The 24,581-nt window shown below is 74.6% G+C and carries 25 protein-coding genes; 8 read left to right on the forward strand and 17 right to left on the reverse strand.

Translation table 11 applies throughout. From position 1 onward, the window contains the following. Window positions 1-87: 87 nt before the first annotated feature. Genes CNO22_RS11550 through CNO22_RS11560 form a run of 3 tightly spaced genes read left to right on the forward strand, consistent with a single transcriptional unit; the run spans window position 88 to window position 2,826 of the window. Entirely contained in the window at window positions 88-921 is an 834-nt protein-coding gene (locus CNO22_RS11550) for an HAD family hydrolase (RefSeq protein WP_100499514.1), read from the forward strand. Beyond that, on the forward strand, window positions 918-2,036 hold the full coding sequence (locus CNO22_RS11555; protein ID WP_100499515.1) for a CDP-glycerol glycerophosphotransferase family protein: 1,119 nt from the start codon (window positions 918-920) through the stop codon (window positions 2,034-2,036). The genes CNO22_RS11550 and CNO22_RS11555 overlap by 4 nt, the downstream gene beginning before the upstream one ends. Beyond that, window positions 2,026-2,826: a phosphocholine cytidylyltransferase family protein gene (locus CNO22_RS11560; protein ID WP_100499516.1), complete on the forward strand. Its 801-nt coding sequence runs from the start codon at window positions 2,026-2,028 to the stop codon at window positions 2,824-2,826. Before CNO22_RS11555 ends, CNO22_RS11560 begins: the two co-directional genes overlap by 11 nt. Before the next feature lie 22 nt (window positions 2,827-2,848). On the opposite strand, the gene CNO22_RS11565 is transcribed toward CNO22_RS11560, so the two are convergent. From CNO22_RS11565 to CNO22_RS11585, 5 genes are all read right to left on the reverse strand, one after another. Next, a complete protein-coding gene (locus tag CNO22_RS11565; RefSeq protein WP_100499517.1) occupies window positions 2,849-3,910 on the reverse strand; it encodes a hypothetical protein in 1,062 nt (353 codons plus the stop codon). Next, complete coding sequence (locus tag CNO22_RS11570) at window positions 3,907-4,572, reverse strand: SCO family protein (RefSeq protein WP_100499518.1); 666 nt, start codon at window positions 4,570-4,572, stop codon at window positions 3,907-3,909. Before CNO22_RS11570 ends, CNO22_RS11565 begins: the two co-directional genes overlap by 4 nt. Before the next feature lie 73 nt (window positions 4,573-4,645). Further along, window positions 4,646-5,389 (reverse strand): YcnI family protein, encoded by a 744-nt coding sequence (locus CNO22_RS11575; protein WP_100499519.1) that lies wholly within the window; start codon window positions 5,387-5,389, stop codon window positions 4,646-4,648. Between the two features lie 30 nt (window positions 5,390-5,419). Then, the gene (locus CNO22_RS11580; protein ID WP_100499520.1) at window positions 5,420-7,213 is read right to left on the reverse strand and encodes a copper resistance CopC/CopD family protein; all 1,794 of its coding nucleotides are present in this window, start codon (window positions 7,211-7,213) and stop codon (window positions 5,420-5,422) included. Further along, a complete protein-coding gene (locus CNO22_RS11585) occupies window positions 7,210-7,854 on the reverse strand; it encodes a zf-HC2 domain-containing protein (RefSeq protein WP_100499521.1) in 645 nt (214 codons plus the stop codon). Before CNO22_RS11585 ends, CNO22_RS11580 begins: the two co-directional genes overlap by 4 nt. Before the next feature lie 78 nt (window positions 7,855-7,932). Between CNO22_RS11585 and CNO22_RS11590 the strand changes: the two genes are divergently transcribed. Both CNO22_RS11590 and CNO22_RS11595 read left to right on the forward strand, forming a co-directional pair. Then, window positions 7,933-8,490, forward strand: a complete 558-nt coding sequence (locus tag CNO22_RS11590) for a sigma-70 family RNA polymerase sigma factor (protein ID WP_232806970.1) — start codon at window positions 7,933-7,935, stop codon at window positions 8,488-8,490. A 250-nt stretch (window positions 8,491-8,740) separates the two neighbouring features. Continuing rightward, entirely contained in the window at window positions 8,741-9,742 is a 1,002-nt protein-coding gene (locus CNO22_RS11595) for a sulfite exporter TauE/SafE family protein (RefSeq protein ID WP_232806975.1), read from the forward strand. Window positions 9,743-9,800: 58 nt separating this feature from the next. On the opposite strand, the gene CNO22_RS11600 is transcribed toward CNO22_RS11595, so the two are convergent. The 6 genes from CNO22_RS11600 to CNO22_RS11625 all read right to left on the reverse strand — a co-directional run bounded on the left by CNO22_RS11600 (window position 9,801) and on the right by CNO22_RS11625 (window position 16,326). Next, entirely contained in the window at window positions 9,801-10,784 is a 984-nt protein-coding gene (locus CNO22_RS11600) for an NAD-dependent epimerase/dehydratase family protein (protein ID WP_100499524.1), read from the reverse strand. 62 nt (window positions 10,785-10,846) lie between these two features. Next, window positions 10,847-11,347: a DUF5994 family protein gene (locus CNO22_RS11605; RefSeq protein WP_100499525.1), complete on the reverse strand. Its 501-nt coding sequence runs from the start codon at window positions 11,345-11,347 to the stop codon at window positions 10,847-10,849. Between the two features lie 199 nt (window positions 11,348-11,546). Next, complete coding sequence (locus CNO22_RS11610) at window positions 11,547-12,779, reverse strand: aldose epimerase family protein (protein ID WP_100499526.1); 1,233 nt, start codon at window positions 12,777-12,779, stop codon at window positions 11,547-11,549. A gap of 279 nt (window positions 12,780-13,058) precedes the next feature. Beyond that, entirely contained in the window at window positions 13,059-14,945 is a 1,887-nt protein-coding gene (typA, locus tag CNO22_RS11615; protein WP_100499527.1) for a translational GTPase TypA, read from the reverse strand. Window positions 14,946-15,177: 232 nt separating this feature from the next. Next, entirely contained in the window at window positions 15,178-15,510 is a 333-nt protein-coding gene (locus CNO22_RS11620; protein WP_100499528.1) for a hypothetical protein, read from the reverse strand. 258 nt (window positions 15,511-15,768) lie between these two features. Then, complete coding sequence (locus tag CNO22_RS11625; RefSeq protein WP_100499529.1) at window positions 15,769-16,326, reverse strand: YceI family protein; 558 nt, start codon at window positions 16,324-16,326, stop codon at window positions 15,769-15,771. 88 nt (window positions 16,327-16,414) lie between these two features. Here CNO22_RS11625 and CNO22_RS11630 point away from each other — a divergent pair, with 88 nt between their 5' ends. Then, a complete protein-coding gene (locus CNO22_RS11630) occupies window positions 16,415-16,912 on the forward strand; it encodes a MarR family winged helix-turn-helix transcriptional regulator (protein ID WP_232806971.1) in 498 nt (165 codons plus the stop codon). A gap of 155 nt (window positions 16,913-17,067) precedes the next feature. Here the strand turns inward: CNO22_RS11630 and CNO22_RS11635 are convergent, their stop codons facing one another. After that, window positions 17,068-17,736, reverse strand: coding sequence for a response regulator (locus CNO22_RS11635; RefSeq protein WP_100499531.1), 669 nt, complete (start codon window positions 17,734-17,736; stop codon window positions 17,068-17,070). Beyond that, window positions 17,733-18,890: a sensor histidine kinase gene (locus tag CNO22_RS11640; RefSeq protein ID WP_100499532.1), complete on the reverse strand. Its 1,158-nt coding sequence runs from the start codon at window positions 18,888-18,890 to the stop codon at window positions 17,733-17,735. Before CNO22_RS11640 ends, CNO22_RS11635 begins: the two co-directional genes overlap by 4 nt. A gap of 194 nt (window positions 18,891-19,084) precedes the next feature. On the opposite strand from CNO22_RS11640, the gene CNO22_RS11645 reads away from it, so the two are divergent. Continuing rightward, window positions 19,085-19,717 (forward strand): hypothetical protein, encoded by a 633-nt coding sequence (locus CNO22_RS11645; protein WP_100499533.1) that lies wholly within the window; start codon window positions 19,085-19,087, stop codon window positions 19,715-19,717. Between the two features lie 143 nt (window positions 19,718-19,860). On the opposite strand, the gene CNO22_RS11650 is transcribed toward CNO22_RS11645, so the two are convergent. The 4 genes from CNO22_RS11650 to CNO22_RS29010 all read right to left on the reverse strand — a co-directional run bounded on the left by CNO22_RS11650 (window position 19,861) and on the right by CNO22_RS29010 (window position 22,700). Then, window positions 19,861-20,568: a DsbA family oxidoreductase gene (locus CNO22_RS11650; RefSeq protein WP_232806972.1), complete on the reverse strand. Its 708-nt coding sequence runs from the start codon at window positions 20,566-20,568 to the stop codon at window positions 19,861-19,863. A 49-nt stretch (window positions 20,569-20,617) separates the two neighbouring features. After that, on the reverse strand, window positions 20,618-21,736 hold the full coding sequence (locus tag CNO22_RS11655) for a glycerophosphodiester phosphodiesterase (RefSeq protein ID WP_100499535.1): 1,119 nt from the start codon (window positions 21,734-21,736) through the stop codon (window positions 20,618-20,620). Window positions 21,737-21,848: 112 nt separating this feature from the next. Beyond that, window positions 21,849-22,466 carry a patatin-like phospholipase family protein gene (locus CNO22_RS11660; RefSeq protein ID WP_232806973.1) on the reverse strand — a complete coding sequence of 206 codons (618 nt, stop codon included), beginning with the start codon at window positions 22,464-22,466 and terminating at the stop codon, window positions 21,849-21,851. Between the two features lie 75 nt (window positions 22,467-22,541). Further along, window positions 22,542-22,700, reverse strand: a complete 159-nt coding sequence (locus CNO22_RS29010) for a hypothetical protein (RefSeq protein ID WP_232806974.1) — start codon at window positions 22,698-22,700, stop codon at window positions 22,542-22,544. A gap of 82 nt (window positions 22,701-22,782) precedes the next feature. Between CNO22_RS29010 and CNO22_RS11665 the strand changes: the two genes are divergently transcribed. Beyond that, a complete protein-coding gene (locus CNO22_RS11665) occupies window positions 22,783-24,525 on the forward strand; it encodes a class I adenylate-forming enzyme family protein (protein ID WP_100499536.1) in 1,743 nt (580 codons plus the stop codon). The last annotated feature ends 56 nt before the right edge of the window (window positions 24,526-24,581 follow it).

Here is a 24,581-nt window from a genome sequence, read left to right on the forward strand (position 1 = left end):
TTGTGTACTCTATTGTGTTTGTATGTTTTTTTTGTTTTAAGGCTGATTCAGTTATAATCGATCTAGTACTGTCTCGTGTTGTCTATCATGAGTATAAGAGACAGGCTCCTCGGAGGGGAACAGGTTGCCGTCGGCGTCGCAGAGGAGGACCTCGAGCCGCTCGTCGCCCGGCTCGAGGTCCTCCTCTGCGACGCCGACGGCAACCTGTTCCCCTCCGAGGAGCCGGCGTTCGTCGCCTCCGCCGACGTGACCAACCGCTTCCTCGCCGACCTCGGCGACGAGCGCCGGTTCACCCCCGAGGAGCTGCGGCTGGCCACCACGGGCATGAACTTCCGGACGACGTCGCGCCGGCTGGCCGCCGAGGCCGGGTGCCCCGAGGTCGACGTCGAGCCGTGGGTCGCCGAGGAGAAGCGGGCCGTCACCGCCCACCTGGGCGCCACGCTGACCCCGCACCCGGAGACCACCGACGCCCTCACGGCCCTGTCGGCGCACCTGCGGCTCGCGGTGGTCAGCTCCAGTGCGCTGACCCGGCTGGCCGCCTGCTTCACCGCCACCGGCCTCGACGGGCTGATGCCGTCCGGCGTCCGGTTCAGCGCCGAGGACTCCCTGCCGGTGCCGACCAGCAAGCCCGACCCGGCGGTGTACCTGTACGCCTGCGAGCAACTGGGCATCGCGCCCGAGGCGGGGCTGGCGGTCGAGGACTCCGTGCCGGGCGCGCTGTCGGCGGTGCGGGCCGGGTGCCCTACCGTCGGCAACCTGCTGTTCGTGCCCGAGGGCGAGCGCGCGCAGCGGGCGGCGGCGCTCCGCGACGCCGGCGTGCTGGCCGTGGTGGAGTCCTGGCAGCAGCTGGCCGACCTGCTGCTGCCGGTGCTGACCCGCCGGGCGACCGGCGACCTGATCTCTCCGGGAGGAGTTGGGTGAACATCGTGTACGTGGCCTTCCGCGGCCACTTCTCCGACAGCCCGCGGGCGCTCTACGAGGCGCTGCTCGACCGCGGCGTCGAGGCGACCCACACGTGGCTCTCGGCCCCGCACACCCAGGCGACCTTCCCCGCCGACGTCGCCACGGTGACCTTCGGCAGCCCCGAGTCCATCGCGGCGCTCGAGGGCGCGGACCTGGTGGTCTCCAACGACCACATCCCGCTGGACTGGGAGAAGAAGCCCGGCGCGCGGTACCTGCAGACCTGGCACGGCACGCCGCTCAAGCGGATCCACAACGACGTCCGCTGGGCGCCGGAGGGCCGGCTGGCCTACCTGGAGCACGACATCGCGAAGTGGGACCTGCTGCTGTCCCCCAACGCGGCCAGCACCCCGCGGCTCCGCAAGGCCTTCGGCTACCGCGGGGAGATCCACGAGACCGGCTACCCGCGCAACGACCTGCTCAGCAGCCCCCAGCGGGACGCCGTCCGGGCCGCCGTCCGCGCCGACCTCGGCATCTCCGACGACCAGACCGTCGTCCTCTACACGCCGACCTGGCGTGACGACCTGGTGTTCAACAAGACCGGGCCGCAGGACTTCGAGTTCCCCGTCGATCTCGAGGAGTTCACCGCCCGGCTCGGCAAGGACCACATGCTGCTGCTGCGGCTGCACAACATGGTGATGGACCGGCTGGAGGTCGTGAACGGCTCGCCGGTGCACGACGTCTGCAGCCGTCCCGACATCCGGGAGCTCTACCTGGCCGCCGACGCCATGGTCACGGACTACTCCTCCACGATGTTCGACTTCGCCATCACCGGCCGGCCGATGCTGTTCTTCACCTACGACCTGGCGTACTTCCGCGACGAGCTGCGCGGCTTCTACTTCGACCTCGAGGACGTCGCCCCCGGCCCGCTGCTGTCCACCAGCGCGGAGCTGATCGACGCCATCGCCGACCTCGACGGGGTGCGCGAGCGCTACGCCGGGCGCTACGCCGAGTTCCAGCAGACCTTCTGCCACCTGGAGGACGGGCACGCCACCGAGCGCGTCCTCGACCTGCTCTTCCCGTCGGCACCGGCCGCCGGGACCACCACCCGAGGAGGGGACGACCGTGCTCGCTGACCGCGCCACCACCGCCGAACTGACCGGGCCGGCCCCTGCCGCGCCGCCCCTGGACGCCCCCGTCCAGGTCGTCATCCTCGCCGCGGGGATGGGGACCCGGCTGGGCCGACCCTGGCCCAAGCCGCTGACCCCGCTGCACGACGGCCGCAGCATCCTGCAGCGCCAGCTCGACGGGCTGCGCTCGGTGCTCGGCCCCTCGGTCGACATCACCGTGGTCGTCGGCTTCGAGGCCGAGCGCGTCATGCGGGCGGTCCCCGACGTGCGCTTCGCCTACAACCCCGACTACCGGGTCACCAACACCTCGCAGAGCCTGCTGCGCGCCCTGCGGAACACCCGCGACGGCGGCGTGCTGTGGCTCAACGGCGACGTCGTCTTCGACCCGGCGGTGCTCGAGACCGCCCTGCCGGCGCTGCGGGCCGACGAGAGCTTCGTGTGCGTGGACACCTCCACCGTCGCCGACGAGGAGGTCAAGTACACCGTCGACCCTGAGGGCTGGATCGACGAGCTGTCCAAGACCGTGGTCGGCGGCCTCGGCGAGGCGGTCGGCATCAACCACGTCTCGGCCGCCGACAAGCCGGTGCTGATCGAGCACCTCGCCACCTGCGCGGAGCAGGACTACTTCGAGCGCGGCATCGAGACCGCGATCGCCTCCGCCGGGCTGCGCGTCCGTCCGCTGGACATCTCCCACCACGCCGCCGTCGAGGTCGACTTCGAGGCCGACCTCGAGCGGGCCAACGCGCTGTTCGCCGAGCGCAGCCACCTGCAGCCGGTGACCGGCGACCCGCTGTGAGCCCGGTCCGGCCGGCGAGTACCTACCCCCTGGGCAGGAACTCGTCGGCCGGACGGCGACTCTCGCGGAACCGCCGGGTGGCGACCAGGCCCCCGACCACGCAGCCGGCGCCCAGGGCCACCAGCACCGCCACCGCCGCGCGGGTCAGCAGCACCGGCCCCTCGGCCAGCACGTTCGCCGCCCACAGCACGTCGACGTCGGGCAGCCCCTGCACCAGCAGCAGCCAGCCCAGGACGACGGCCAGCAGCGCGGTGAGCCCACCCCGGCCCCGGACGGCGGCCACGAGACCGGCGACGGCCACGGCGAGCGCGACCACCCCGGACAGCAGCGCCGACACCAGCGCGCCGGCGTGCGAGGAGACGCCCGCCGCCGGCTCGGGGGTGGTCGCCGCGTGGTACACCGCCGCCACCCCGCCGAGCACCAGCAGCGCCCCCAGCGGGCGCGGTCCGCGGCCGAGGAGCGCCGCGACGACCGGGGCCAGCGCGAGGACGGCGTAGAGCGGCCACACCACCCCGGCCGGCGGCGGTGGGCTCCAGGTCAGCTCGCCGCGCACCCGCACCGGGGTGCCGCCGTAGGTCATCGGCACCACCCACGACGACACCAGGTGCTCGCGGGTCGGGTCGGCGGCCACCGGGGGCGGCAGCAGCTCCTCGCTCATCCAGTGCGTGCGGTGGTCGTGCCAGACGTAGCTCGACCCGGTCGACACCTGCACCCAGTCCGGCTCGGCGGCGGGGTCGGCGTGCGCGGGCAGGGTCACCCGGCCGAACCGGTCGAGGTTGATGTAGGTCGCCGGGCTGTTCGCGTTGCGCCACACGCCGTCGGGCCCGATGCGCAGGTAGGGCTCGTCGGAGTAGCCGGGCACCGCGACCTCGGTCGCGGTCGGGTTGACCACCTCGAACTCGTCGCCGAAGGAGAGCACCCGCACCACCACGCCGGGCAGCGCCGGGTCGACCGCCAGGACCCGCCCGGCGAAGTCGCTGCCCGCGGCGCCCCCGCCCACGTGCGCCTGCGCGGGCCCGGCGAGCAGCAGCGCGGCCAGGACCCCGAGGACGACGACCAGCAGGCGGGCCGCCGCCCGGCTCACGCCCCGGCCACCAGGCCCAGGTCGCCGGCGATGTCGCGACTGGTGTTGCCCGCGTCGAAGGCGACGTGGGCGAGGTCGTCGGCGCCGTACAGCAGCAGCAGCGAGGAGTGCAGGCGGCCGGAGTCCTCGGCCAGCGGCACGCCCGCGGCCAGCTGGGCGCGGTCGATCGCGGCCTGGTCGCCGGTCAGCCCGACGAAGCGGGTCGGCAGGTCGGCGTCGAAACGGCCCAGGTACTCGGCGAGCACCTCCGGGGTGTCGAACGCCGGGTCGGTGGTGACGAAGACCACCTGCACCTGCTCGGCCAGTGCCGGGTCGACCCCGCGCAGCGCGACGGCGACGTCGGCCATCGTCGTCGGGCAGATGTCGGGGCAGTTGGTGTAGCCGAAGAACAGCAGCGTCGGCGCGCCGGCGGTCTCGGCGCCGAAGTCGTAGGGCTGCCCGTCCGGGCCGGTGAGGGTGAAGGAGGGCCGCTGGTAGGGGTCGGGCAGGTCCAGCCCGGCGTAGCGGTCCTCGGGGCCCTCCACCACCGCGGGGGCGTCGCCGGAGTGGTCGTGGCCCTCGGCGGAGGCGCTCTCCTCGGCAGCCGCACCCCCGCAGCCGGCCAGCAGGATCCCGGCCGAGACGGTCAGGGCGGCGAGCCGGCTGCGGGACGAGGAGGTCACGCCTCCTCCTCGCTGACGCTCGTCGGCCGCGTGCCCCGAGGTGCTGTGTCTCTGCGTTCGCTCGCGAGCTCGCTCACGAGGACACGGTACGACGGCCTGCCCGCCACCCGAGGACGACGCCGGCTACACCGGTGAACAGGGCCAGGATCGACACGAGGAGGGCCATCGCGTCGGGGTCGGCGTCGCCGTGACCGGCGCTCGCCGCCGCGGTGTCGGTGGCCGTCGTCGTGGTGGTCGTCGCGGCGGCACCGTGAGCGGCGGCCGAGCTCAGCTCGAGGACCGGGGCGGGGTGCTCCGGCTCGGCCCGGCCCGCGACCGTCGGCTCGATCCACACCGACTCGGTGCCGTCGCTGTAGGTCTGCACCGTCGGGAAGGACAGCTGCCCGGCGTCGGGGAACGGGCCACCGGAGAGGGCGAATTCCTGGAACTCGCCGGGCCGGATGCCGCCGCCGTCCGCCGCGCGGAACTCCACGACCGACACGTAGCCGGTCACCTGCTCGCCGTGGCTCTCCAGCGGCGTCGCCAGGTCCGACGTCGTCGTGGTGACCGTCCAGCCGGGCACCGGCTGCGCCCGCAGCGAGGCCATCGCGGACTCCTCCGGGATGGCGATGCGCAGCGCGACGGTGCTGGCGGTGTCGCTCTCGTTGGGCACCCGGAAGGTCAGGTTGCCGAAGCCGCCGGCGGTGGCGTCGGTCGAGGAGACGCCGACGTGCGCGGAGGCGGCGCCCGCTCCCGCGAGCGCGGCGGCCAGCGCCGTCAGCAGGGCCAGGACGACGACGCCCAGGCGCGCGAGCGGTCGGGGCGGGGATGAGGACACGGGTCTCCTGTCGGTACGGGCTGGTGCGGGTCAGCGGGCCGGGAACGTGGTGCTGGCGGTGCCGGCGGTGAACTCGTCGAGCCGGACGGTGACCGCGAGGGTCCAGGTGCCGACGCCGGGGATCGCCATGCCGTCGGCGACGTAGTGGCCGGGCCCGGCGGGCTCGAGGGCGACGTCGATCGGGCCGATCTCCTGCGCCTCCTCGGTGAGGGCCACCCGGATGTCGACGGGCTGGGTCAGCTGCCCGCGCTCGTCGAGCAGGTAGAGGTGCAGCGTGTTCGGCCCGGCGGCGGCCGGGTCGACCGACACCTGCACGCTGCCGTCCTCCCCCGCCGCGGTCTGCACCGGCAGCGTCACGTCGACCGGCTGGGCGACCTCCGCGCGTGCCGGGGGCGTGCCGACGAGCACGGCCGACAGCGCCAGGACGACGAGGCCGACGGCGAGCTCCACGAGCACCGAGCGGCGCAGCGCGGGCCGCTCGGCCGCGGCCGCGGCGGCCTGCACCTCGGCGCGCGCGCCGGCGGCCGAGGCGACCACCGGGTCGGGCTCGGGTTCCTCGGACGACGCCGCGAAGGCGTGCGCGGTGACCCGGCGGCGCGGCGCGGGCCGGGGCCGCCGGACGCCGAGGTGCTGCTGCACCCAGACCCGCGAGACGCCGGCCGCGGCGAGCAGCAGGAGCACCAGGGCCAGCTTGGCCAGCAGCACCCAGCCGTAGGTCGTCGTCACCAGGGCGACGGGTGAGCCGACCTCGCGGACCGACTGGACGACGCCGGTCACCACCAGCGCCGTGACCGAGCCGGCGGCCAGCCGGGAGAACGGCGGCAGCGCCCGAGCGACGTCGTCCGCCGGGGCGTCCTCGCGCAGCACACCGCCCAGCAGCCCGGCCAGCCCGCCCAGCCAGACGGCCATCGCCGCGACGTGCACCGCCGCGGACGTGACGGCCAGGCCCGGCATCGGTCCGGCGACGGGGTGGCCGACGGCCGCGACCGTCCCGACGAGGGCGACGGCGAGGACACCGCCGGCGACGACGTCCATGACCGCCGGGCCCCCGCGCCGCCACACCGACCGCAGGACGACCGCCAGCGCGGCGACCAGGACGATCCGCACCAGGTGCGCCGCGCCGTTGCCGGAGGCGGCGGTGGCTCCCAGCAGCGCCGGGTCGGCGACCGTGGTCACCCCGCTGCCCGCGGCGTACGCGCCCTGCAGGAGGAAGGAGAGCGCGGCACCCGCGGCGACGGCGACCAGCCCGCCGGTGGTCATGCGGCGCAGCCGCGCCGACGCCCAGCCGGCCGGCCAGGCGGTGAGCAGCAGCACGGGCACGCCGATCGCGAGGGACAGCCCGGTGAAGCCCAGCCAGCGGGCCGCCGGCAGGGCCGCGGCCACGACCGGGTCGGTGTCGCCCGCGCCCGCGGTGGCGTCCGCGGCGGCCACCAGCTCGCCGTCTCCGACGGCGAAGGAGAAGGCCCCGGAGACGGGGTGCGAGTCGGCCGAGACCACCCGGTAGGTCACGAGGTAGCCGTCGTCGGGCAGGTCCGCCCGCAGCGGGACGACGACGGTGTCGCCCTCGACCGTGGCGTCCCCGGCGTCGACCCGCTCGCCCGCGGCGTCGAGCACGCGGGCGTAGCCGGCGCCGAGCGAGACGCCCTCGGTGAAGGTCAGCGTGACCCGGTCCGGGGCCTCGTCGAGCCGGGCGCCCTCGGCCGGGGCGGTCGACACCAGCTCGGCGTGGGCGGCGGCCGGCGGCGCGGTCACCACCCCCGCCACCGACCACAGCCCGACCAGGGCCAGCAGGAGCAGCGGCGCCGCGGGCGCGCGGCGGGTCACGCGGGCACCCGCTGCCGGCCGACGGCCGGCAGGGCCCGGCGCCGGCGTCCCCGCCAGGCGACGCTGCCGACCAGCGCCACGCCGGCGAGCAGCAGCAGGTGGGTCACCGCCCGCTCGGCGTGCACGTGCCCGGCCCGCAGGTCGGCGACGGTGAGGGCGGCGAGGAGTGCGGCGAACGTGCCGAGGAACGGCAGTGCGCCGGCGGCCAGTCGGGGCGCAGCGGCCACGGCGAGGAAGGCCGCGGCGGTGCCCAGGTTCCAGGCCCCGGTCTCGTGGGCCATGTGCACCGGCGCGCTCATCGCCGCGGTGCCGGTGGTGAGCGAGGGCCAGGCGAAGGCGGCCTGCGCGACGCCGACGGCCAGCAGGGCCAGGCGCAGCGCGGCGGCGGCCAGGCGGGCGCGGGCGGCCGCGGCCGTGCCGGGCAGCTCGCGGGGCAGTGCGGCCAGCACCGTCGCCGTGAGATCGGGCACGGCGGGAGCGGGGGCCAGCCGGGCGCGGCGGGTGACCAGCTCGGCCTGCCGGGCCCAGGCCGCGCAGGAGGGGCACGCGTCCAGGTGCGCGTCGAGCTCGCCGGCGGGCAGGCCGGGCGACTCGCCGTCGAGCCGGGCGGAGAGCGCCTCGCGGTACGGGGTGCACTGCATGATGGGGTGGTCGTCTCCCGGAGCCGATTGGTTCCCCCTCATCTCGGGTGGAGCCCGGAGGACGGTCCGGCGGGGAGGATGGGAGACGTGGGCGACCTGGAGCGGCTGGCGGCTGCCGCCGTCGACGGCGACCCCCTCGCCGCAGCAGCCCTCGTGCGCGCCACCCAGTCCGACGTCTGGCGGCTGTGCGCGGCCCTCGGCGACCGGCAGTCCGCCGACGACCTGACGCAGGAGACCTACCTGCGCGCCTTCGGGTCCCTTCACCGCTTCGAGGGGCGCTCGTCGCTGCGCACCTGGCTGCTGTCGATCGCCCGACGGGTGTGCGCCGACGCCGTCCGGTCCCGCCGGCGCCGCCGGCTCACCCTCGTACGCGAGGACGCCGAGCTCGAGGCCCTGGGCACCGGCGACGCCGCCGACCGGGTGGGCGAGGGCGCCGCGGTCGCCGACCTGCTGGCCCGGCTCGCCCCCGACCGCCGCGAGGCCTTCGTGCTCACCCAGCTGCTGGGGCTGCCCTACGCGGAGGCCGCGGAGGTCGCCGGCTGCCCGGTGGGCACCATCCGGTCCCGGGTCGCCCGAGCGCGGGCCGACCTGGTCGACGCCCTGGGCGAGGACGGCGCGGCGAGCGCGCGGGCCTGAACCCGGGCGTCCGACGCGCCGGGACGTCCTTTGGGCATATGTGCACCGATCTGGTAGACATTGACCCGTGGCGGCGACGACGGTGCTCCTGGTGGGGCGGATCCACGTCGACCTGCTGCGCGTCTGCACCGCCTGCTGTCCGGGCTGCTGACCTCCCGCGCTCCGCGCACCCCCTCGCTCTCCCCGCGCTGCGCTGCGCCTCGTCGCGCGCCCGCGGCCCTCCCCGGATCCGGAGACCCAGCCCGTGAAGATGCTCGTCCTGCTCGCCCTCGTGGGCCTCGGTGCCCAGCTCGTCGACGGCAGCCTCGGCATGGCCTATGGCGTCACGTCGACGACCCTGCTGCTCGCCATCGGCACCAACCCGGCCGCCGCGTCGGCCACCATCCACCTCGCCGAGATCGGAACGACGCTGGCGTCGGGCCTGTCGCACTGGAAGTTCGGCAACGTCGACTGGAAGGTCGTCGCCAAGGTCGGCGTCCCGGGCGCTATCGGCGCCTTCCTCGGCGCGAACTTCCTCTCGAACCTCTCGACCGCGGTCGCCGCCCCGGTCATGTCACTGGTCCTGGTCTCGATCGGCGTCTACCTGTTGGTGCGCTTCACCCTCCGCGGGATCGACCGCCGGCACCTCGGCAAGCCGGTGCGCAAGCGCTTCCTGGGCCCGCTCGGCCTGGCCGCCGGCTTCATCGACGCCACCGGCGGCGGCGGCTGGGGCCCGGTCGGCACCCCTGCCCTGCTCGCCAGCGGCCGGATGGAGCCGCGCAAGGTCATCGGCTCGATCGACACCTCGGAGTTCCTGGTCGCCCTCGCGGCCAGCCTCGGCTTCCTGGTCGCGCTCGGCTCGCAGGGCATCGACATGGTGTGGGTGCTCGGTCTGCTGGCCGGCGGACTGGTCGCCGCCCCGATCGCCGCCTGGCTCGTGCGGCACGTGCCGCCGCGGATGCTCGGTTCGCTGGTCGGCGGCGCCATCGTGCTGACCAACAGCCGGACGCTGCTGCGCAGTGAGTGGATCGACGCCTCCGACCCGGTGCGCTACGTGGTCTACGCGCTGCTCGTCGCCGTCTGGGTGGCGGCCGTCGTCCACTCCTTCCGCGAGTACCGCAAGGACCGCGCGCTGGAGTCCGCCGACGCCCTGGCCGCCGAGGCCGCCCGGCTGGCCGAGGCCGAGCACCCGGTGCCCCCAGCCGACGGTGCGGACGCCGCCGACCTGCGCCGCGACGTCACGGCGGGCCGGCCCAGCGACCCGCGGGACTGAAGAAGGACCCCCTCCAGGGGCCTCGTCCGGCTGCTGCCGGGCGGGGCCCCTCGGCGTCTCAGCGGCCGGTCAGGAGCGCGGCCTCCAGGTCGGCGGGCAGTCCGGGACGGGGCAGGCCGTGCGGCGGGGGCGGCAAGGACTCGACGCCGCGCAACCAGGCCCAGGTGTCGGTGACGGTCTGCGCCAGCGGCCGGCTGGGCAGCCCCAGCTCGCGCGCTCGGGTGGTGTCGACGTCCCAGGCGGTCCGGGCCACCTCGGCCGGCAGCCACAGCGGCAGGTGCAGCCACGGCTCGACGCCGGCCGCGAGCAGCTCGGCCTTCGGCACCCGGACCCACTCCGCGTCGCCACCGGTCACCTCCCGGCAGAGCTCCAGCAGGCCGCCGAGGGTCGCCATGCCCGCCGGACCCGTGGCGTTCACCGCGCCGGCGGAGCCCTGCTCGGCCATCTGCACCAGCCAGCCGGCGAGGTCACGGACGTCCACCGCAGCGATCGGCTGGTCCCACCCCTCCGCGGGGACGACGACCCGGCCGCCCCGCGCGATCCGCCGCAGCCACCAGCCCAGCCGGTCCACCCGGTCGTCCGGACCAACGATCAGCCCGGCCCGCGCGGTGAGGAACCGGCCCGGCACCGCGGCCCCGATCTCCCGCTCGGCGTACACCTTGACCGGGCCGTAGTCGTCGTCCTCGGTGTCCCAGGTCGGCTCGCCCTCCTCGGGGCCGATCGGGCCCGGCGGCCAGGTCGCGTAGGCGTTGAGGCTGCTGACGAAGGCGTACCCGCGCACGCCACCCAGCACGGCTGCGGCGTTGCGGGCGGCCGCCCGGGTCTGACAGGACGTGTCGACGACGATCTCGGGCGCCCAGCCGTCGAGCGCGGCCGGCAGCGCGGCGGCGTCGTCCCGGTCGCCGTGCAGCGCGCGGGCGCCGGCGGGCGGGTCCCCGGAGACGCCGCGGGTGAACGTCGCGACCTCGTGGCCGCGGTCGAGGGCCGCCGTCACCACGTGCCGGCCGAGGAATGAGGTGCCGCCGAGGACGAGCAGTCGCATGCCGCAAGCCCAGCCGAGCCGCTCCCCCGCCGTCCAGCCGGTTCGCTGTCGGCGCAGGCCCCCTAGACAGCCCGGGTGTAGGGCGCGCCCGCCGGCACCTGGGGCAGCGGGGTGGAGCGGGCGGCCGCCAGCACCATCTGCGGCGAGCGCGGCAGGCCGCGGCGGGTGCACAGCCGCAGCGCCCGCGCGCCGGTGATGACGTCGGTCTCCGGGGGGACGACGAGCAGGTCGGCGCGCCGGGTGCCGCCGGCCCAGGTCAGGCAGACCACCCCGGCGTCCATGCTGCGGAAGCCGCCGGTGCGGACGACCCGCCCGCCGACGACGACCTTGCGCGGCGCCGGGGACCAGGCGTCGAGCGGGTAGGTGAAGCGCTCGACGCGCAGCCCGCGCTTGTCCAGCGCGGCCACCAGCTCGGGCAGCTCGACGGCGAGGTCGCGGCTGCGCGGGAACCAGGCCCCGTCGAAGGCCTGCTCGCCGGACCCCGCGTCGCTGCGCAGGCTCACCCGGACGTCGATCCCGCCGCGGTGTCCCTCCGCCGCCAGCGTGTGCCGGGTGGTCCTCATCAGCGTCGCCTCCTCGTCGATCCCCGGGCCCGCCTACACGGCCCCGAGGAGAACGTAGGCAGCCGAGGTGGTGGGTCCCGGTGAGCGTGTCGTGGGCGGGTCGGCGCCCCCCGGCCGGCCGTCACGTCTGGTCACGGAACGGTCACGACACCCCTGGTCGGCGATTTCCGCGGAAATCGCCGACAGGAGGCGGCAGGGGTCAGGAGGTGAGCTCGAAGACCGTCGTGCTGTCGTAGACCTCGCCCGGGCGCAGCACCGTGGAGGGGAAGTCCGGCTGGTTCGGCGAGTCCGGGAAGTGCTGTGTCTCCAGCGCCAGCCCGTCGCCCTGCCGGTAGACCCCGCCGCCGGTGCCCACGAGCGTGCCGTCGAGGAAGTTGCCCGAGTAGAACTGGATGCCCGGCTCGGTGGTGGAGATCGTCAGCGTCCGGCCGCTGGCCGGGTCGTGCAGCACGGCGGCCTCCGCGAGCGCGTCCTCGCTGTCGGAGCCCTCCCGCGCACCGTCGTCCTCCCGGTCCAGCACCCAGTTGTGGTCGTAGCCCTGCCCGTACAGCAGCTGCTGGTCGGCCACGCGGATGCGCGCGCCGATCGGGGTGGGCTCGCGGAAGTCGAACGGCGTGCCCTCGACCGGGGCGATCTCGCCGGTCGGGATGAGCGTCTCGTCGACCGGCGTGAAGCCACTGGCGTCGAGCTGCAGCTCGTGGTCGTAGACGTCCCCGGAGCCCTCGCCGGCCAGGTTCCAGTAGGTGTGCTGGGTCAGGTTGACGACGGTCGGGGCGTCGGTCGTCGCCTGGTAGTGCACGGTCAGCCGCGACTCGGCGTCCAGCCGGTAGGTGACCGTCGTGGTGAGCGTGCCGGGGAAGCCCTGGTCGCCGTCCTCGCTGACCAGCTGCAGCTGCAGGGCGGCCACCTCGTCGTCACTGACGTCGGTGGCGGTCCAGACCCGCTCCGAGAAGCCCGCGGGGCCGCCGTGCAGCGTGTTGGGGCCGTCGTTGAGCGGCAGCTGGTACGTCGCGCCGTCCAGGGTGAACCGGCCCTCGGCGATGCGGTTGCCGTAGCGGCCGATGAGCGAGCCGAAGTAGGGGTCGTCCTCGGCGAGGTAGCCCTCGAGGTCGGCGAAGCCGAGGACGACGTTGTCCACGTCCCCGTCGGCGTCGGGCACCTCCAGGGTCTGAATGACGCCGCCGAAGGTCAGCACGCGCATCGTCGTGTCGCCGTGGGACAGGGTCCAGCGCTCGACCGCGGTGCCGTCGGGGGTGGCGCCGAAGGGCTCGACGCTCGTGCTCGGACCGCCGCCACCGCCGCCGTCCTGCCCGTCGTCGTCGGTCGCGCCTGCCGGTGCGGCGAGGCCGCCGGCCAGCAGGCCGGCGCCGAGGACGGCGACCAGCGTGCGGCGACGCGCGGTGCGGAACGGGCTGGGGTGCTGTCCGGGCATGGGGACTCCGGTGTCCGTGGGCGGTCCACCGGCGTCGTCGCACGGTGGCAGGACCGCTGCCGGGCCCGTCCTCGCCGACGGCGTGCGCCCGGCTCCCCCGCGGTGCGGCCCCGGAACGCCATCCGACGCTAGGGAGGCCCGGAAAGAGGTGTCAACGCAGCTGCGCCTCCGGCTCCGCGACACGCCAGAGGCCCCGCCCGGACACGCCGGACGGGGCCTCTCTGGCCCCGTTCAGGGCACCGCCGCGAGCCTGCGAGCGGTGGGGAGAACGGGGTCCTCTTACTTGGGCTTGCGGTTCTTGGCCTTGCCCCGCTCGGTCTGGTCGAGCACCACCTTGCGGATGCGGACGGTGGCCGGAGTGACCTCGACGCACTCGTCCTCGGCACAGAACTCCAGCGCCTGCTCCAGGTTCAGGATGCGCGGCGGGATGAGCCGCTCCAGCTCCTCGGAGGTGGACTTGCGCATGTTGGTGAGCTTCTTCTCCTTGGTGATGTTCACGTCCATGTCGTCCGGACGGGAGTTCTCACCGACGATCATGCCCTCGTAGACCTCGGTGCCCGGCTGCACCATCAGCTGGCCGCGCTCCTGCAGCGAGAACATCGAGTACGTCGTCGCCACGCCCTGGCGGTCGGCGACCAGCGAGCCGGTCGGGCGGGCGCGCATGTCGCCCAGCCACGGCTCGTAGCCCTCGAGGTTGTGGTTGAGGACGCCGGTGCCGCGGGTCTCGGTGAGGAACTCGGTGCGGAACCCGATCAGGCCACGCGACGGCACGATGTACTCCATCCGCGCCCAGCCGGTGTCGTGGTGCACCAGGTTCTCCAGCCGCCCGCGACGGACGGCGAGCGCCTGGGTCAGGGTGCCGACGTACTCGCCCGGGGTGTCGATGGTGACCCGCTCGACCGGCTCGTGCAGCTTGCCGTCGATGGTCTTGGTGACAACGGTCGGCCGGCCAACAGTGAGCTCGAACTCCTCGCGACGCAGCTGTTCCACGAGGATGGCCAGCGCCAGCTCGCCGCGGCCCTGCATCTCCCAGGTGTCGGGGCGGTCGGTGGGCAGCATCCGCACCGAGACGTTGCCGACCAGCTCCTGGTCGAGGCGGTTCTTGATCAGGCGAGCGGTGAGCTTCTTGCCCGACTTGCCCGACAGCGGCGAGGTGTTGATCCCGATCGTGATCGAGATCGACGGCTCGTCGACGGTCAACGGGGGCAGCGGGCGCGGGTCGTTCGGGTCGGCGAGCGTGTCGCCGATCATGACGTCCTCGATGCCGGCGATGGCGACGAGCTCGCCCGGACCGGCGCTGTCGGCCGGGGTGCGGGTGAGGCCCTCGGTCACGAGCAGCTCGGTGATCTTGACATTCTTGATCGTGCCGTCGGTGCGGCACCAGGCGACCTGCTGGCCGTTCTTCATCGTGCCGGAGTGGATGCGCAGCAGCGCCAGCCGGCCGAGGTAGGGGGAGGCGTCGAGGTTGGTGACCTGCGCCCGCAGCGGCTCCTCGGCGTCGTAGGTCGGCGCCGGGATGGTGTCCAGCAGCGTCTTCACCAGCGGCGAGAGGTCCGGGCTGTCCGGCGAGGTGCCGTCGGCGGGCCGGGTGAGCGAGGCCTGCCCGGTCTTACCGTTGCTGTAGACGATCGGGAAGTCGAGGTTGTCGACGTCCATGCCGGAGTCCTCGAGCAACTCCATGAACAGCTCGTAGGCCTCGTCGACGACCTCGCCGATGCGCGCGTCGGAACGGTCGGTCTTGTTCACCACGAGGATCACCGGCATGCCCTTGCCGAGCGCCTTGCGCAGCACGAAGCGGGTCTGCGGCAGCGGGCCCTCGGAGGCGTCGACGAGCAGCACGACGCCGTCCACCATCGACAGGCCGCGCTCGACCTCGCCGCCGAAGTCGGCGTGGCCGGGGGTGTCGACGATGTTGACCGTCACCGGGTTGCCGTTCTCGTCGGCCAGCCGGATGGCGGTGTTCTTGGCGAGGATGGTGATGCCGCGCTCACGCTCGAGGTCCATCGAGTCCATGACGCGGTCCTGCGTGGAGTCGTTGTCCGTCCCCTCGCCCTTGGCGCGCCCGAGGGCGCCGGCCTGGCGGAGGAGGGCATCGACCAGGGTCGTCTTGCCGTGGTCGACGTGGGCGATGATCGCCACGTTGCGCAGGTCGTCGCGGATGGGCATGCGGAAGGGCACCTCGAGGGAGATCAGGGGGTCGGCGCGTCCGACTCCGTTGCGGAGCGCCCAGACACCAGGGTCAACAGCCGCCGGCCCGGCGACCTTCCCATGCTAGGCGCTCGGCGCCCTATCCCTGACGTGAGCGGACTCACCCCCGGGAGCCGGCGCCCTCCTCGAGCACGGCCGGCCGCTGCGGACGCCGACCGCCGTCCTGCGGCGCGAGTCCTGTGCGGGCGGGTCAGGCCCGGTCGGCCACCGCGTAGGTGACCCCGGTGGCGACGAGGGTCACCAGAGCGACCGCGAGCCAGGACGCCATCCCGACGCCGAGCGCCAGCACGTGCGCGAGCACGAAGGCGCCGATGTAGAGCGCACCCAGGCCGAGGGTGACCGCCCAGCCGCGGCGCTCGGCGCACAGCCAGGCCGCGCCCAGCCCGGCACCGAAGAACAGCGCGCCGCCGAGCGCGCGCACCCCGGTGGCCTGCGCGACGCCGAAGCCGGCCGCCAGGCCGACGGCGACCAGGAGGGCGGAGGGGATGCGGGTGCGCGCGCGGGTCAGGGTCGAGCTCGTCATGCGCCCAGTCTCCCCCGCAGTGCGCACGAGGGGGTCCCCCGGCCGGGACCCCCAGTGGGCAGTTGCGGTCGGCGACACGCGCTGACGCGCCGGCACGAGCGACCGCAACTGCCCACTCGCGCAGGCGGTGAACACGGCGAGGGCCCCGGACGCGACGCGGCGTCCAGGGCCCTCGTGCAACCGTGATCATCGTCAGGTTCGGCCCCCTCCAGGGCACCGCCCCGAGCTTGCGAGGGGTGGGGAGGAGGGGGTCCTCTTTCAGGCGGTGCGGAGCACGGCCTCGATCTCGAGCTCGACGGTGATCTTGTCGCCGACGACGACGCCGCCGCCGTCCATCGGCATGTCGATGTCGACGCCGTACTCCTTGCGGGAGATCTCGGTCTTGGCGGAGAAGCCGGCGCGGGTGCCGCCGTAGGCGTCCGGCCCGAAGCCGTTGAGCTCGAGCTGGAGAGCGACGGACTTGGTGATGCCCTTGATGGTCAGGTCACCGGTGACGGTCCAGTCGGCACCGTCGGTGGCGACGCCGGTCGAGCGGAAGGTCATCTCGGTGTGGTTGCCCACGTCGAAGAAGTCCGCGGACTTGATGTGCGCGTCGCGCTGCTCCTGACGGGTGTCGATCGAGTCCATGTTGATGCGCGCGGTGACGCTGGACTGCGTGGGGTCCTCGGTGGTGACGATCTCGCCGGAGAAGTCGCGGAAGTAGCCGCGGACCTTGCTGACCATCATGTGGCGGACGGAGAACCCGACCGTCGAGTGGCTGGCGTCGATGTCCCAGGTGCCGACGACGTAACCGGGGATCTGCGTGGCGGTGGTCATGGGTGCCTCCAAGTGGTTGAGCGTTGGACTATCTGCTGACTCAAACTGTAGTTGAAGGCTCATCTATTCCGCCAGTACCCTCGTGGGTATGACCGCCGACGTGTCGCTCGCTCCCCGGGACCCCGGCCCCGAGGGCACCCGCTGGCTCGACGTCGAGGAGCAGCGGGCCTGGCGCGCCTGGCTCTACAGCGCCCAGCTGCTGCTCGACCGGCTCGACCGCGAGCTCACGCACGCCACCGGCATCTCGCACGCCTACTACGAGATCCTCGTCGCCCTGTCGGAGACCGAGGGCCGGATGATGCGGATGAGCGAGCTCGCCGACCGCTGCCTGTCCTCGCGCAGCCGGCTCTCGCACGCGGTCTCCCGGCTGGAAGAGCGCGGCTGGGTGCGCCGGCAGGTCTGCCCGGACGACGGCCGCGGCCAGCTCGCCGTCCTCACCGACGACGGGTTCGCCGCGCTCGAGGCAGCCGCGCCGGTGCACGTGGAGAGCGTGCGCACCCACCTGTTCGACCAGCTCTCCCCCGAGCAGGTCGCCGCGATGCGCGACCTCGGCGAGACGCTGCTGCGCCACCTCGGCCCGCGTTGAGCACTCTGCCCCGCGCCTGACACGCGGTCCCGGCGAGGATCTCCCGGAACAACCGGCGCCGTCCCGGTGGGCGCGGGTTCCCCGGTGGAGGGTCCCCGCCGTGTGGACGACCACCGACGGTGCCCTGAGCTGCCGGAACCCCGGCTGCTGAGGCCCTACCCCCTCCCGCCGGCGCGGACCAGGCCGCCCTCGTACGCGGCGATCACCGCCTGCACCCGGTCACGGACGCCGAGCTTGGCCAGCACCCGAGCGACGTGCGTCTTGACCGTGCCCTCCCCCAGCACCAGCCGCTCGGCCACCTCGGCGTTCGACAGCCCACGGGCCACGAGCACGAGGACCTCCGTCTCGCGGGGCGTCAGCTCGTCCAGCCCCGGCGCCCGCCCCGGCGCGGGCCCCGCCCGCGCCAGGAAGTCGTCGAGGACCCGGTGCAGCAACGCCGGGGCGAGCAACCGGTCGCCCCGCACCGCGGCCCGCACCGCGCCGGTGAGCTGGTCACGCGGCATCGACTTGAGCAGGAAGCCGTTGGCCCCCGCACGGAGGGCGGCGACCACGTGCTCGTCGGCGTCGAAGGTGGTGAGCACGACCACGGCGACGTCGAGCTCGGGGTCCGCGGTGATCCGCCGGGTCGCGCCGATGCCGTCCAGCCGGGGCATGCGCAGGTCGACCAGGACGACGTCGGGACGGAGGGACCGGCACAGACCGACCGCCTCCGCGCCGTCCGACGCCTCCCCGACGACCTCGATCTCGGGGTCGGCCTCGAGGATCATCCGCAGCCCGGCCCGCACCAGCTCCTCGTCGTCGGCCAGCAGCACCCGCACCGTCATGCCGCCACCGGCACCGGCAGGGGCAGGACGGCGACGGTGCGCCAGCCGGGGCCGTCGGGGCGCGGCCCGGCGCTGACCCGCCCGTCGAAGAGGGCGACCCGCTCGCGCATGCCCAGGAGTCCGAAGCCGGGCTCGTGGTCGCCCGCGGGGGTCCGCCCGTCGTCGGTCACCTCGATCTCCAGCGCCGCGTCGGTCCACCGCAGCAGCACGCGGACGGCGGCCCCGGGCGCGTGCCTGCGGACGTTGGTGAGGGACTCCTGGACGACCCGGTGGGCGGTCGCCTCGACGGCGGCCGACACCTGCCCCGGCCGGCCGTCGACGACGAGTTCGGCGCTCGCGGCCTCGGCCAGGCGCTCGACGTCGGCCAGCGTGCCGGGCACACCGTCGCCGGCGGTGTCGTCGCGCAGCACCCGCAGCAGGCGGTGCAGGTCGTCCAGCGCCGTCCGCCCTGCGTCGAGCACCACGTCCAGCGCAGCCGCGGTCTGCGGATCGCGCGCCGCCGGGCCGGCCTGCACGGCGCCGGCGTGCAGCAGCATCAGCGTGACTCCGTGCCCGACGACGTCGTGCATCTCGCGTGCGATCCGCCGCCGCTCGGCGGCCAGGGCGGCGGCGCGGGCGGCGTCCGCCTCACGGGCCCGCTCCCGATGCTCGGCCGCCTCCCGCTCCGCGCGGACGGCGCGGTCGAGCCGTTCCCGGGCCAGCCGGGCGAAGACCCAGACCAGCGTCGGGATGAGCGCGTTGGCGATCTCGTCGGCGACGCTGACGTCGGCGTTCACGAACGGGTACACCGCGATGGAGGCGAGGACCGCCAGCAGGCCGAGCAGGGCGTCGCGGCGGCGGTCGGCGTACTGGGCGACCGAGTAAGTGACGATCAGGACGGCGAGGAAGCCGGCCACCGCAGGTGCATCGCCGAGGAGCGTCTGCAGCGCGAGGCCGGCCGACACCGCCGCCGCCGCCGTGACCGGCCGCAGCCGGCGGAGCAGCAGGCTGCCGGTCATCACCGCGAACGTGGCGTGCTGCAGCAGCCGCGGGCCCTCGACCTGCTCGGCCAGGAGGAGCAGCTCCACCTGGCCGACGACGGTGACGGCGGTGGCGAGCACGCCGTCGCGCACCCACGGCGACAGGCGGCGCCAGTGCGCTCCCAGCTCGGACATGGCGCGCAGCGTAGGGCGGCAGGGAGCCTGCCGGGGTCTGCCGGACGGCTGACCCCGTCGTCCGCACGGCAGACCCCGTGAGCTACGGAGTCCTGCCTGCTCCCTGCCCTGCGGCAGACGCGCGGACCACGGGGAGCGGCAAGTGTTCCCGGTGTCCGGCGCGATCGTCGCGCCGCCTCGCGAAGGAGCCCGCCATGACCGCTTCCGTGCAGACCCAGCCGGCGAACACGCGCCCGGCCCGCTCGCCGCTGCCCGCGCTGGCTGGGATCGGCGCGCTCGTCGCCTCCGGCGGCGCCGTGGCGGTCTTCGGTGACCCGATGCGGGGCTCAGGCACCGCCGCGGAGGCGGCCACCACCCTGGCCGGCTCGTCCGCCCAGCCGGCAGCCGTGCTGGTCGGCGTCTACGCGCTGCTGGGCAGCGCCGTCGCCGGATCGCTGGCCGCCCGGCTGGGCCGCCACCGGGACACCGGGGCGACGCGGCTTATCCCGGTCCTGGCGGCCGGCCACCTGCTCCTCATGACCCTCTTCCTCGCCGCCCCGGCGGCCGCGGTGACGGTCGGCACGCTCGTGCTCGGCGGCGGGGTGAGCCCGGTCGGCGCCGAGTCCGCGCTCGTCGTGATGAACACCGTCCACCCGGTGGCCGGCTGGGTCGGCGCCGGTTTCCTGATCGCCGTCGCGATCGCGGCGCGCGCGGTCAGCAAGCCACTGTTCGTCGCGAGCACGGCCTTCGCCGTGGGCCTGCTCGTGCCGCCGGTGGCCTGGCTCGTCACCTACCTGATGGGCGCCTGGTTCGCCGGCGTCGGCGTCTGGCTCTGGCGCCGTGGCTGAGGCCCCACCGGAGTGATCGACGGGTCGCGGGACGTCTTCGTCGATCCAGGAGGTGTCGGGCCCGTCGGCTGACGGAAGTGGGTTCCTGGTGGCCCCTCCTGGCCTCCCCACCCCCGCGGTGGGAGGCCAGGAGGGGTCCTTGCTCAGACCGTGCAGCCGTCGGGGCCGCAGGCCTCGCCGCCGGTGATGACCGGGATGAGCGGCGTCCGCTCGGCCCAGGCCCGCTCGAGCACCTGCAGCAGCGCGTCGGCCGGCTGCGCGCCGTTGACGCCGAACTTGCGGTCGACGACGAAGAACGGGACGCCGCTGATGCCCAGTGCCTGCGCCTCGGCCTCGTCGGCCCGGACCGCCCCGGCGTAGCGCTGGTCGGCCAGCGCCGCGCGCACCTCGTCGGCGTCCAGCCCCGCCGCGGCGGCCAGCCGGACGAGGGTCTCCCGGTCGCCGACCGCCTCGCCCTCGCTGAAGTAGGCGGTCAGCAGCCGCTCCTTGACCGCGTCCTGCACCCCGCGCTCACCGGCCAGGTGGATGACCTGGTGGGCGTCGAAGGTGTTGGCGCGCACCGCCCTGTCGAAGCGGAAGTCCAGGCCCTCGGCGGCGGCCTGCTGCGTCATGTGGTCGGTCATCTGCTGGGCGCCGAGCACGGAGGTCCCGTACTTCCTGGCCAGCCGCTCGGCGTACTCGGTCGGCGAGACGGGGTCGCCGGCGGCGGCCGACGGCGCACCCGGGTCGAGCTCGAAGGACTTCCACTCCACCTCGACGGCGTCACGGTGCGGGAACCGCTCCAGGGCGGCCTCGAACCGCCGCTTGCCGATGTGGCACCAGGGACAGACGACGTCGGACCAGATCTCCACCTTCACGCCCGGCCGAACGCCCCTGGTGCCACGCGGCATTCCGCCCGGCTCAGTCCTCGAACAGGTCGCGGGAGACCACGCCGGTGTCGGGGTTGTCGGTGAACATCCCGTCGATGCCGGTCGCCCAGAACGCCAGCTGCTCGTCGATCGCCCGGCCGTAGTCGTCGGGCGCCGCGCCCTCGCGCAGCTCGGCCGGCAGGAAGGTGTTCTCGTTGCGGAACGTGTACGGGTGCACGAGCAGGTCCACCGCGTGCGCGTCGTCGACGAGGGACGTCGAGTCGCCGAGGGTGCCGTCGGCCTCCCGCGGGATGACCTGGCCCTTCTCCGGGCCCACGCCGTCGGCGTACTCCGCGATCTCCGCCAGCCCCTCGGCGGTGGCCAGGTCGGCGTAGGTGCGCTCGTCGCCGGCGGCCACCAGGTCGGCCGGCGCGCCGGTCGCCGACAGCAGCTGCACCAGCGGGACGTCGACCACCCCGTCGAGCTCGCGCAGGTTCGCCGTCTCGAAGGACTGCACGAACACCGGCGCCCTGCGGTGGTCCAGCCGGGCCTCGTCCAGGTCCTCGACCAGCGGCTCCTCGAGGGAGAGGTCGATGGAGTCGAAGTAGGTGGGGTGCTTGGTCTCGATGTAGACGCCGACCTCGCGGCGCAGCTCCCGGGACAGCTCCTCGCGCAGCTCGAGCACCTCGTCGAGGGTCGGCACCTGGTAGAGGCCGTCGTAGAGGGTGTTCTCCTCGCGGACGTCGGGCAGCCGCTCCACCGCGCGCAGCGTGCGCAGCTCGGCCAGCGTGAAGTCCTCGGTGAACCAGCCGGTCAGCTCGACGCCGTCGATCACCTTGGTGGTGCGCCGGTCGGCGAACTCGGCGCGCTCGGCGACGTCCGTCGTCCCGGAGATCTCGTTCTCGTGGCGGGCGACCAGCACGCCGTCCCTGGTGCTCACGACGTCGGGCTCGATGTAGTCCGCGCCCATCCGCGCGGCCAGCTCGTAGGCGGCCAGGGTGTGCTCGGGCCGGTAGCCCGACGCGCCGCGGTGCCCGATGACGAGCAGCTCGTCGGCGCCGGGGCCGGTCTCCTCCTGCGGCGGCGCGGCGGTGGCCGGCCCGGTCAGCAGCAGCGGGACGGCGATCACGGACGCGGCCAGCAGCGCGGTCCGGCGGTGGGCAGCTCGCACGGGTTTCTCCCCAGGCTCCGACGACGACCGTCGTCGCCGGCCCGGGTCGATCCCAGCCCGCCGACGTGGCCGTTGTCGAGCCCTCGGGCGAACGAGGTGTGAACGCGGGCCCTCAGCCCTGCCAGACCTCGGTGACCTCGGCGGCCGTGCCGGCCGTCTGCGCCCGGCCGGCGCGCGCCGAGCCCGCCCGGGCGGCGGGGTCGAGCACGTTGCGGCCGATGGCGCGGCGGCTGGCGTTGTCCGGGGAGACGACGGCGACCCGCGCGACCATCCCGGTGACCCGCGCATCGACGCTGGCCAGCGGGCCGATGCCGCGCGGGATGGGCGCGAGCACGACGACCCGGTCGTACCCGTCGGCGAGGTCGGCGTTGGCCGCCGAGCGCATGCCGCCGTCGACGTGACGGCGGCCGTCGATGGTGACCGGCGGGTACACGCCGGGGACGGCGCAGCTGGCTGCCACCGCCTGCAGCAGCGGGACGCCGGAGGTGCGGTCGAGCACGCGGAACTCGCCGGTCTCCGCGTCGACGGCGGTGATGCGCAGGTCGCGGTCCGGCCACTCCCGGCTGACCAGGCGGGAACCGATGACGTCGAGCCGCTCCTGCTCGGTCGGGGTCAGCCCGGCCCGCTCGGCGGCCAGCGCCAGCGCACCGATCCGGCGGCGGAACCCGACGTCGTCCCCGCGGCTGCGCAGCACCGCCAGGCCGTAGCGGAGCAGCGCCGAGCGGGTCATCCGGGCGGCCTGCTCGCCAGTGGGCGGCTCCAGCTGGCGGGCGAACAGCGTCTCCAGGTCGGCGCCGCTGGTGAGCTACGCGCCGACCACCGAGCCGGCCGAGGTGCCCACCACGAGGTCGGCGCCGGAGAGGTCGACGCCGGCCTCGGCCAGGCCGGCGAGCACGCCGATCTCCCACGCGATCCCGGTGATGCCCCCACCCCCGAGGACGAGGGCCGTGCGCTGGTCGCTCATGGCGCCATCCTCACCCACCGTCCGGCCTCGACACGGGTAGTGACGTACGCCACGCTGTGGGCCTCGGCGAGGGAGGACGGGCATGACCGCCACGCAGGACGCACCGACCCCGACCGCGCACAGCTGGCCGCCCGGCCTGCCGCGGTCGCTGGACCACCCCGTGGTCCCGGTCGGCTCGATCCTGCGGGCGGCGGTGCGCCGCTGGGGCGACCGGACGGCGTTCGTCGACCACGACGTCCCGCTGACCTTCACCGAGCTCGGCGCCCGCGCGCATGCCGTCGCCAACTGGCTGGACGACCACGGCGTCGGGCGCGGCGACGTCGTCGCGGTGCACATGCCGAACTGCCGCCAGTACCCGGCGGTCTACTACGGGGTGCTGCTGGCCGGGGCGACCTTCTCCCCCACCAACCCGCTGCTGCCGGCCGCCGACCTCGCCGCGCAGCTGACCGACGCCGGCGCGCGCGTGCTGGTCACCTGGGACCAGGTGCTGCCGTTCGTGCGGTCCGCGCTGGCGGCCACGCCGGTGGAGACCGTCGTCGTCACCGGGGAGGCGCACACCCTCGACCTCGCCGCCCGCCTGGAGCTGGAGCCCGGGGACGTCGACCTCGCCGACCTGCTCGCCGGCGACCCCACCGACCGGCACCTCGACGCCGACGTCGACCCGGCCGCGGACCTGGCGCACCTGGCCTACACCGGCGGCACCACGGGGGTCAGCAAGGGCGTCGAGCTGCCGCATCGCGCCGTCGTCACCAACGTGCTGCAGTCGGCCTGCTGGTCGTCGGGGTCGGTGCCCGAGCTGGACGACGCTGGCGACGTGACCCTGCGGCAGGTGCTGGGGCGGGACGAGCACCCGACGGCGCTGGGTGAGGCGCGGCTGATCAACCTCACGCCGTGGTTCCACGCCATGGGGGCGATCGGCTACCTCAACGGCATGGTGATGGCCGGGACGATGACGGTGGTCCACATGCGTTTCGACCCGGCGCGCTACGTCGAGGACGCCGCCCGGTACGCGGTGACCTCGATCGGCGGGGCGCCGCCGGTGTTCGTGGCGCTACTGCAGGTGCCGGGCTTCCTGGAGGCCGACTGGTCCGGCGTCCGCGGGGTCTCCTCGGGGGCCGCGCCGCTGCCGGTGCCGCTCATCGAGCGGCTGCAGGCGGTGCTGCCCCACGCCGTCATCGGCGAGGGGTACGGGCTGACCGAGGTGACCATGCAGGCCACCGGCAACCCGGTGTACCGGTCGGGCACCCGCAAGCCCGGCACGGTCGGGGTGCCGGTGTTCGACACCGAGATCAGCATCCGGCCCCTGGGCGGCGGCGACCCGCTGCCGCCCGGTGAGCGCGGCGAGGTGTGCATCCGCGGGCCACAGGTGATGCGCGGCTACGCGCACCGGCCCGAGGCGACCGCCGAGGCGATCGACCCCGACGGCTGGTTCCACACCGGGGACGTCGGCGTCCTGGATGGGGACGGCTACCTGGCGATCGTCGACCGCACCAAGGACATGCTGCTCTACAAGGGCTACAACGTCTTCCCGCGGGAGCTGGAGGAGATCCTGTTCGGCGTTCCCGGGGTGGCCGGGGCGGCGGTCGTCGGGCGGCCGGACGAGGAGGCCGGGGAGCTGCCGGTGGCCTATGTCGTCCGCAAGGCCGACGATGCGGGCGCTGCGCTGACGGCCGAGTCGGTGATGGCGGCGGTCAACGAGCGGGTGACGCCGTACAAGCGGCTGCGCGACGTCGTCTTCATCGACGCGATCCCGGTGTCGGCAGCGGGCAAGGTGCTCAAGCGGGAGCTCGCCGCGCGGGAGCGGTCCGCCGTCACCGGGGGCTGACCCCGGGCCCCTGCCGCTGCAGCCGTCCGCTGCACCCGTCGGCTCACCCGGACGGG

Origin of the sequence: Geodermatophilus chilensis, from assembly GCF_002802985.1 — a bacterium.
Classification (GTDB): domain Bacteria; phylum Actinomycetota; class Actinomycetes; order Mycobacteriales; family Geodermatophilaceae; genus Geodermatophilus; species Geodermatophilus chilensis.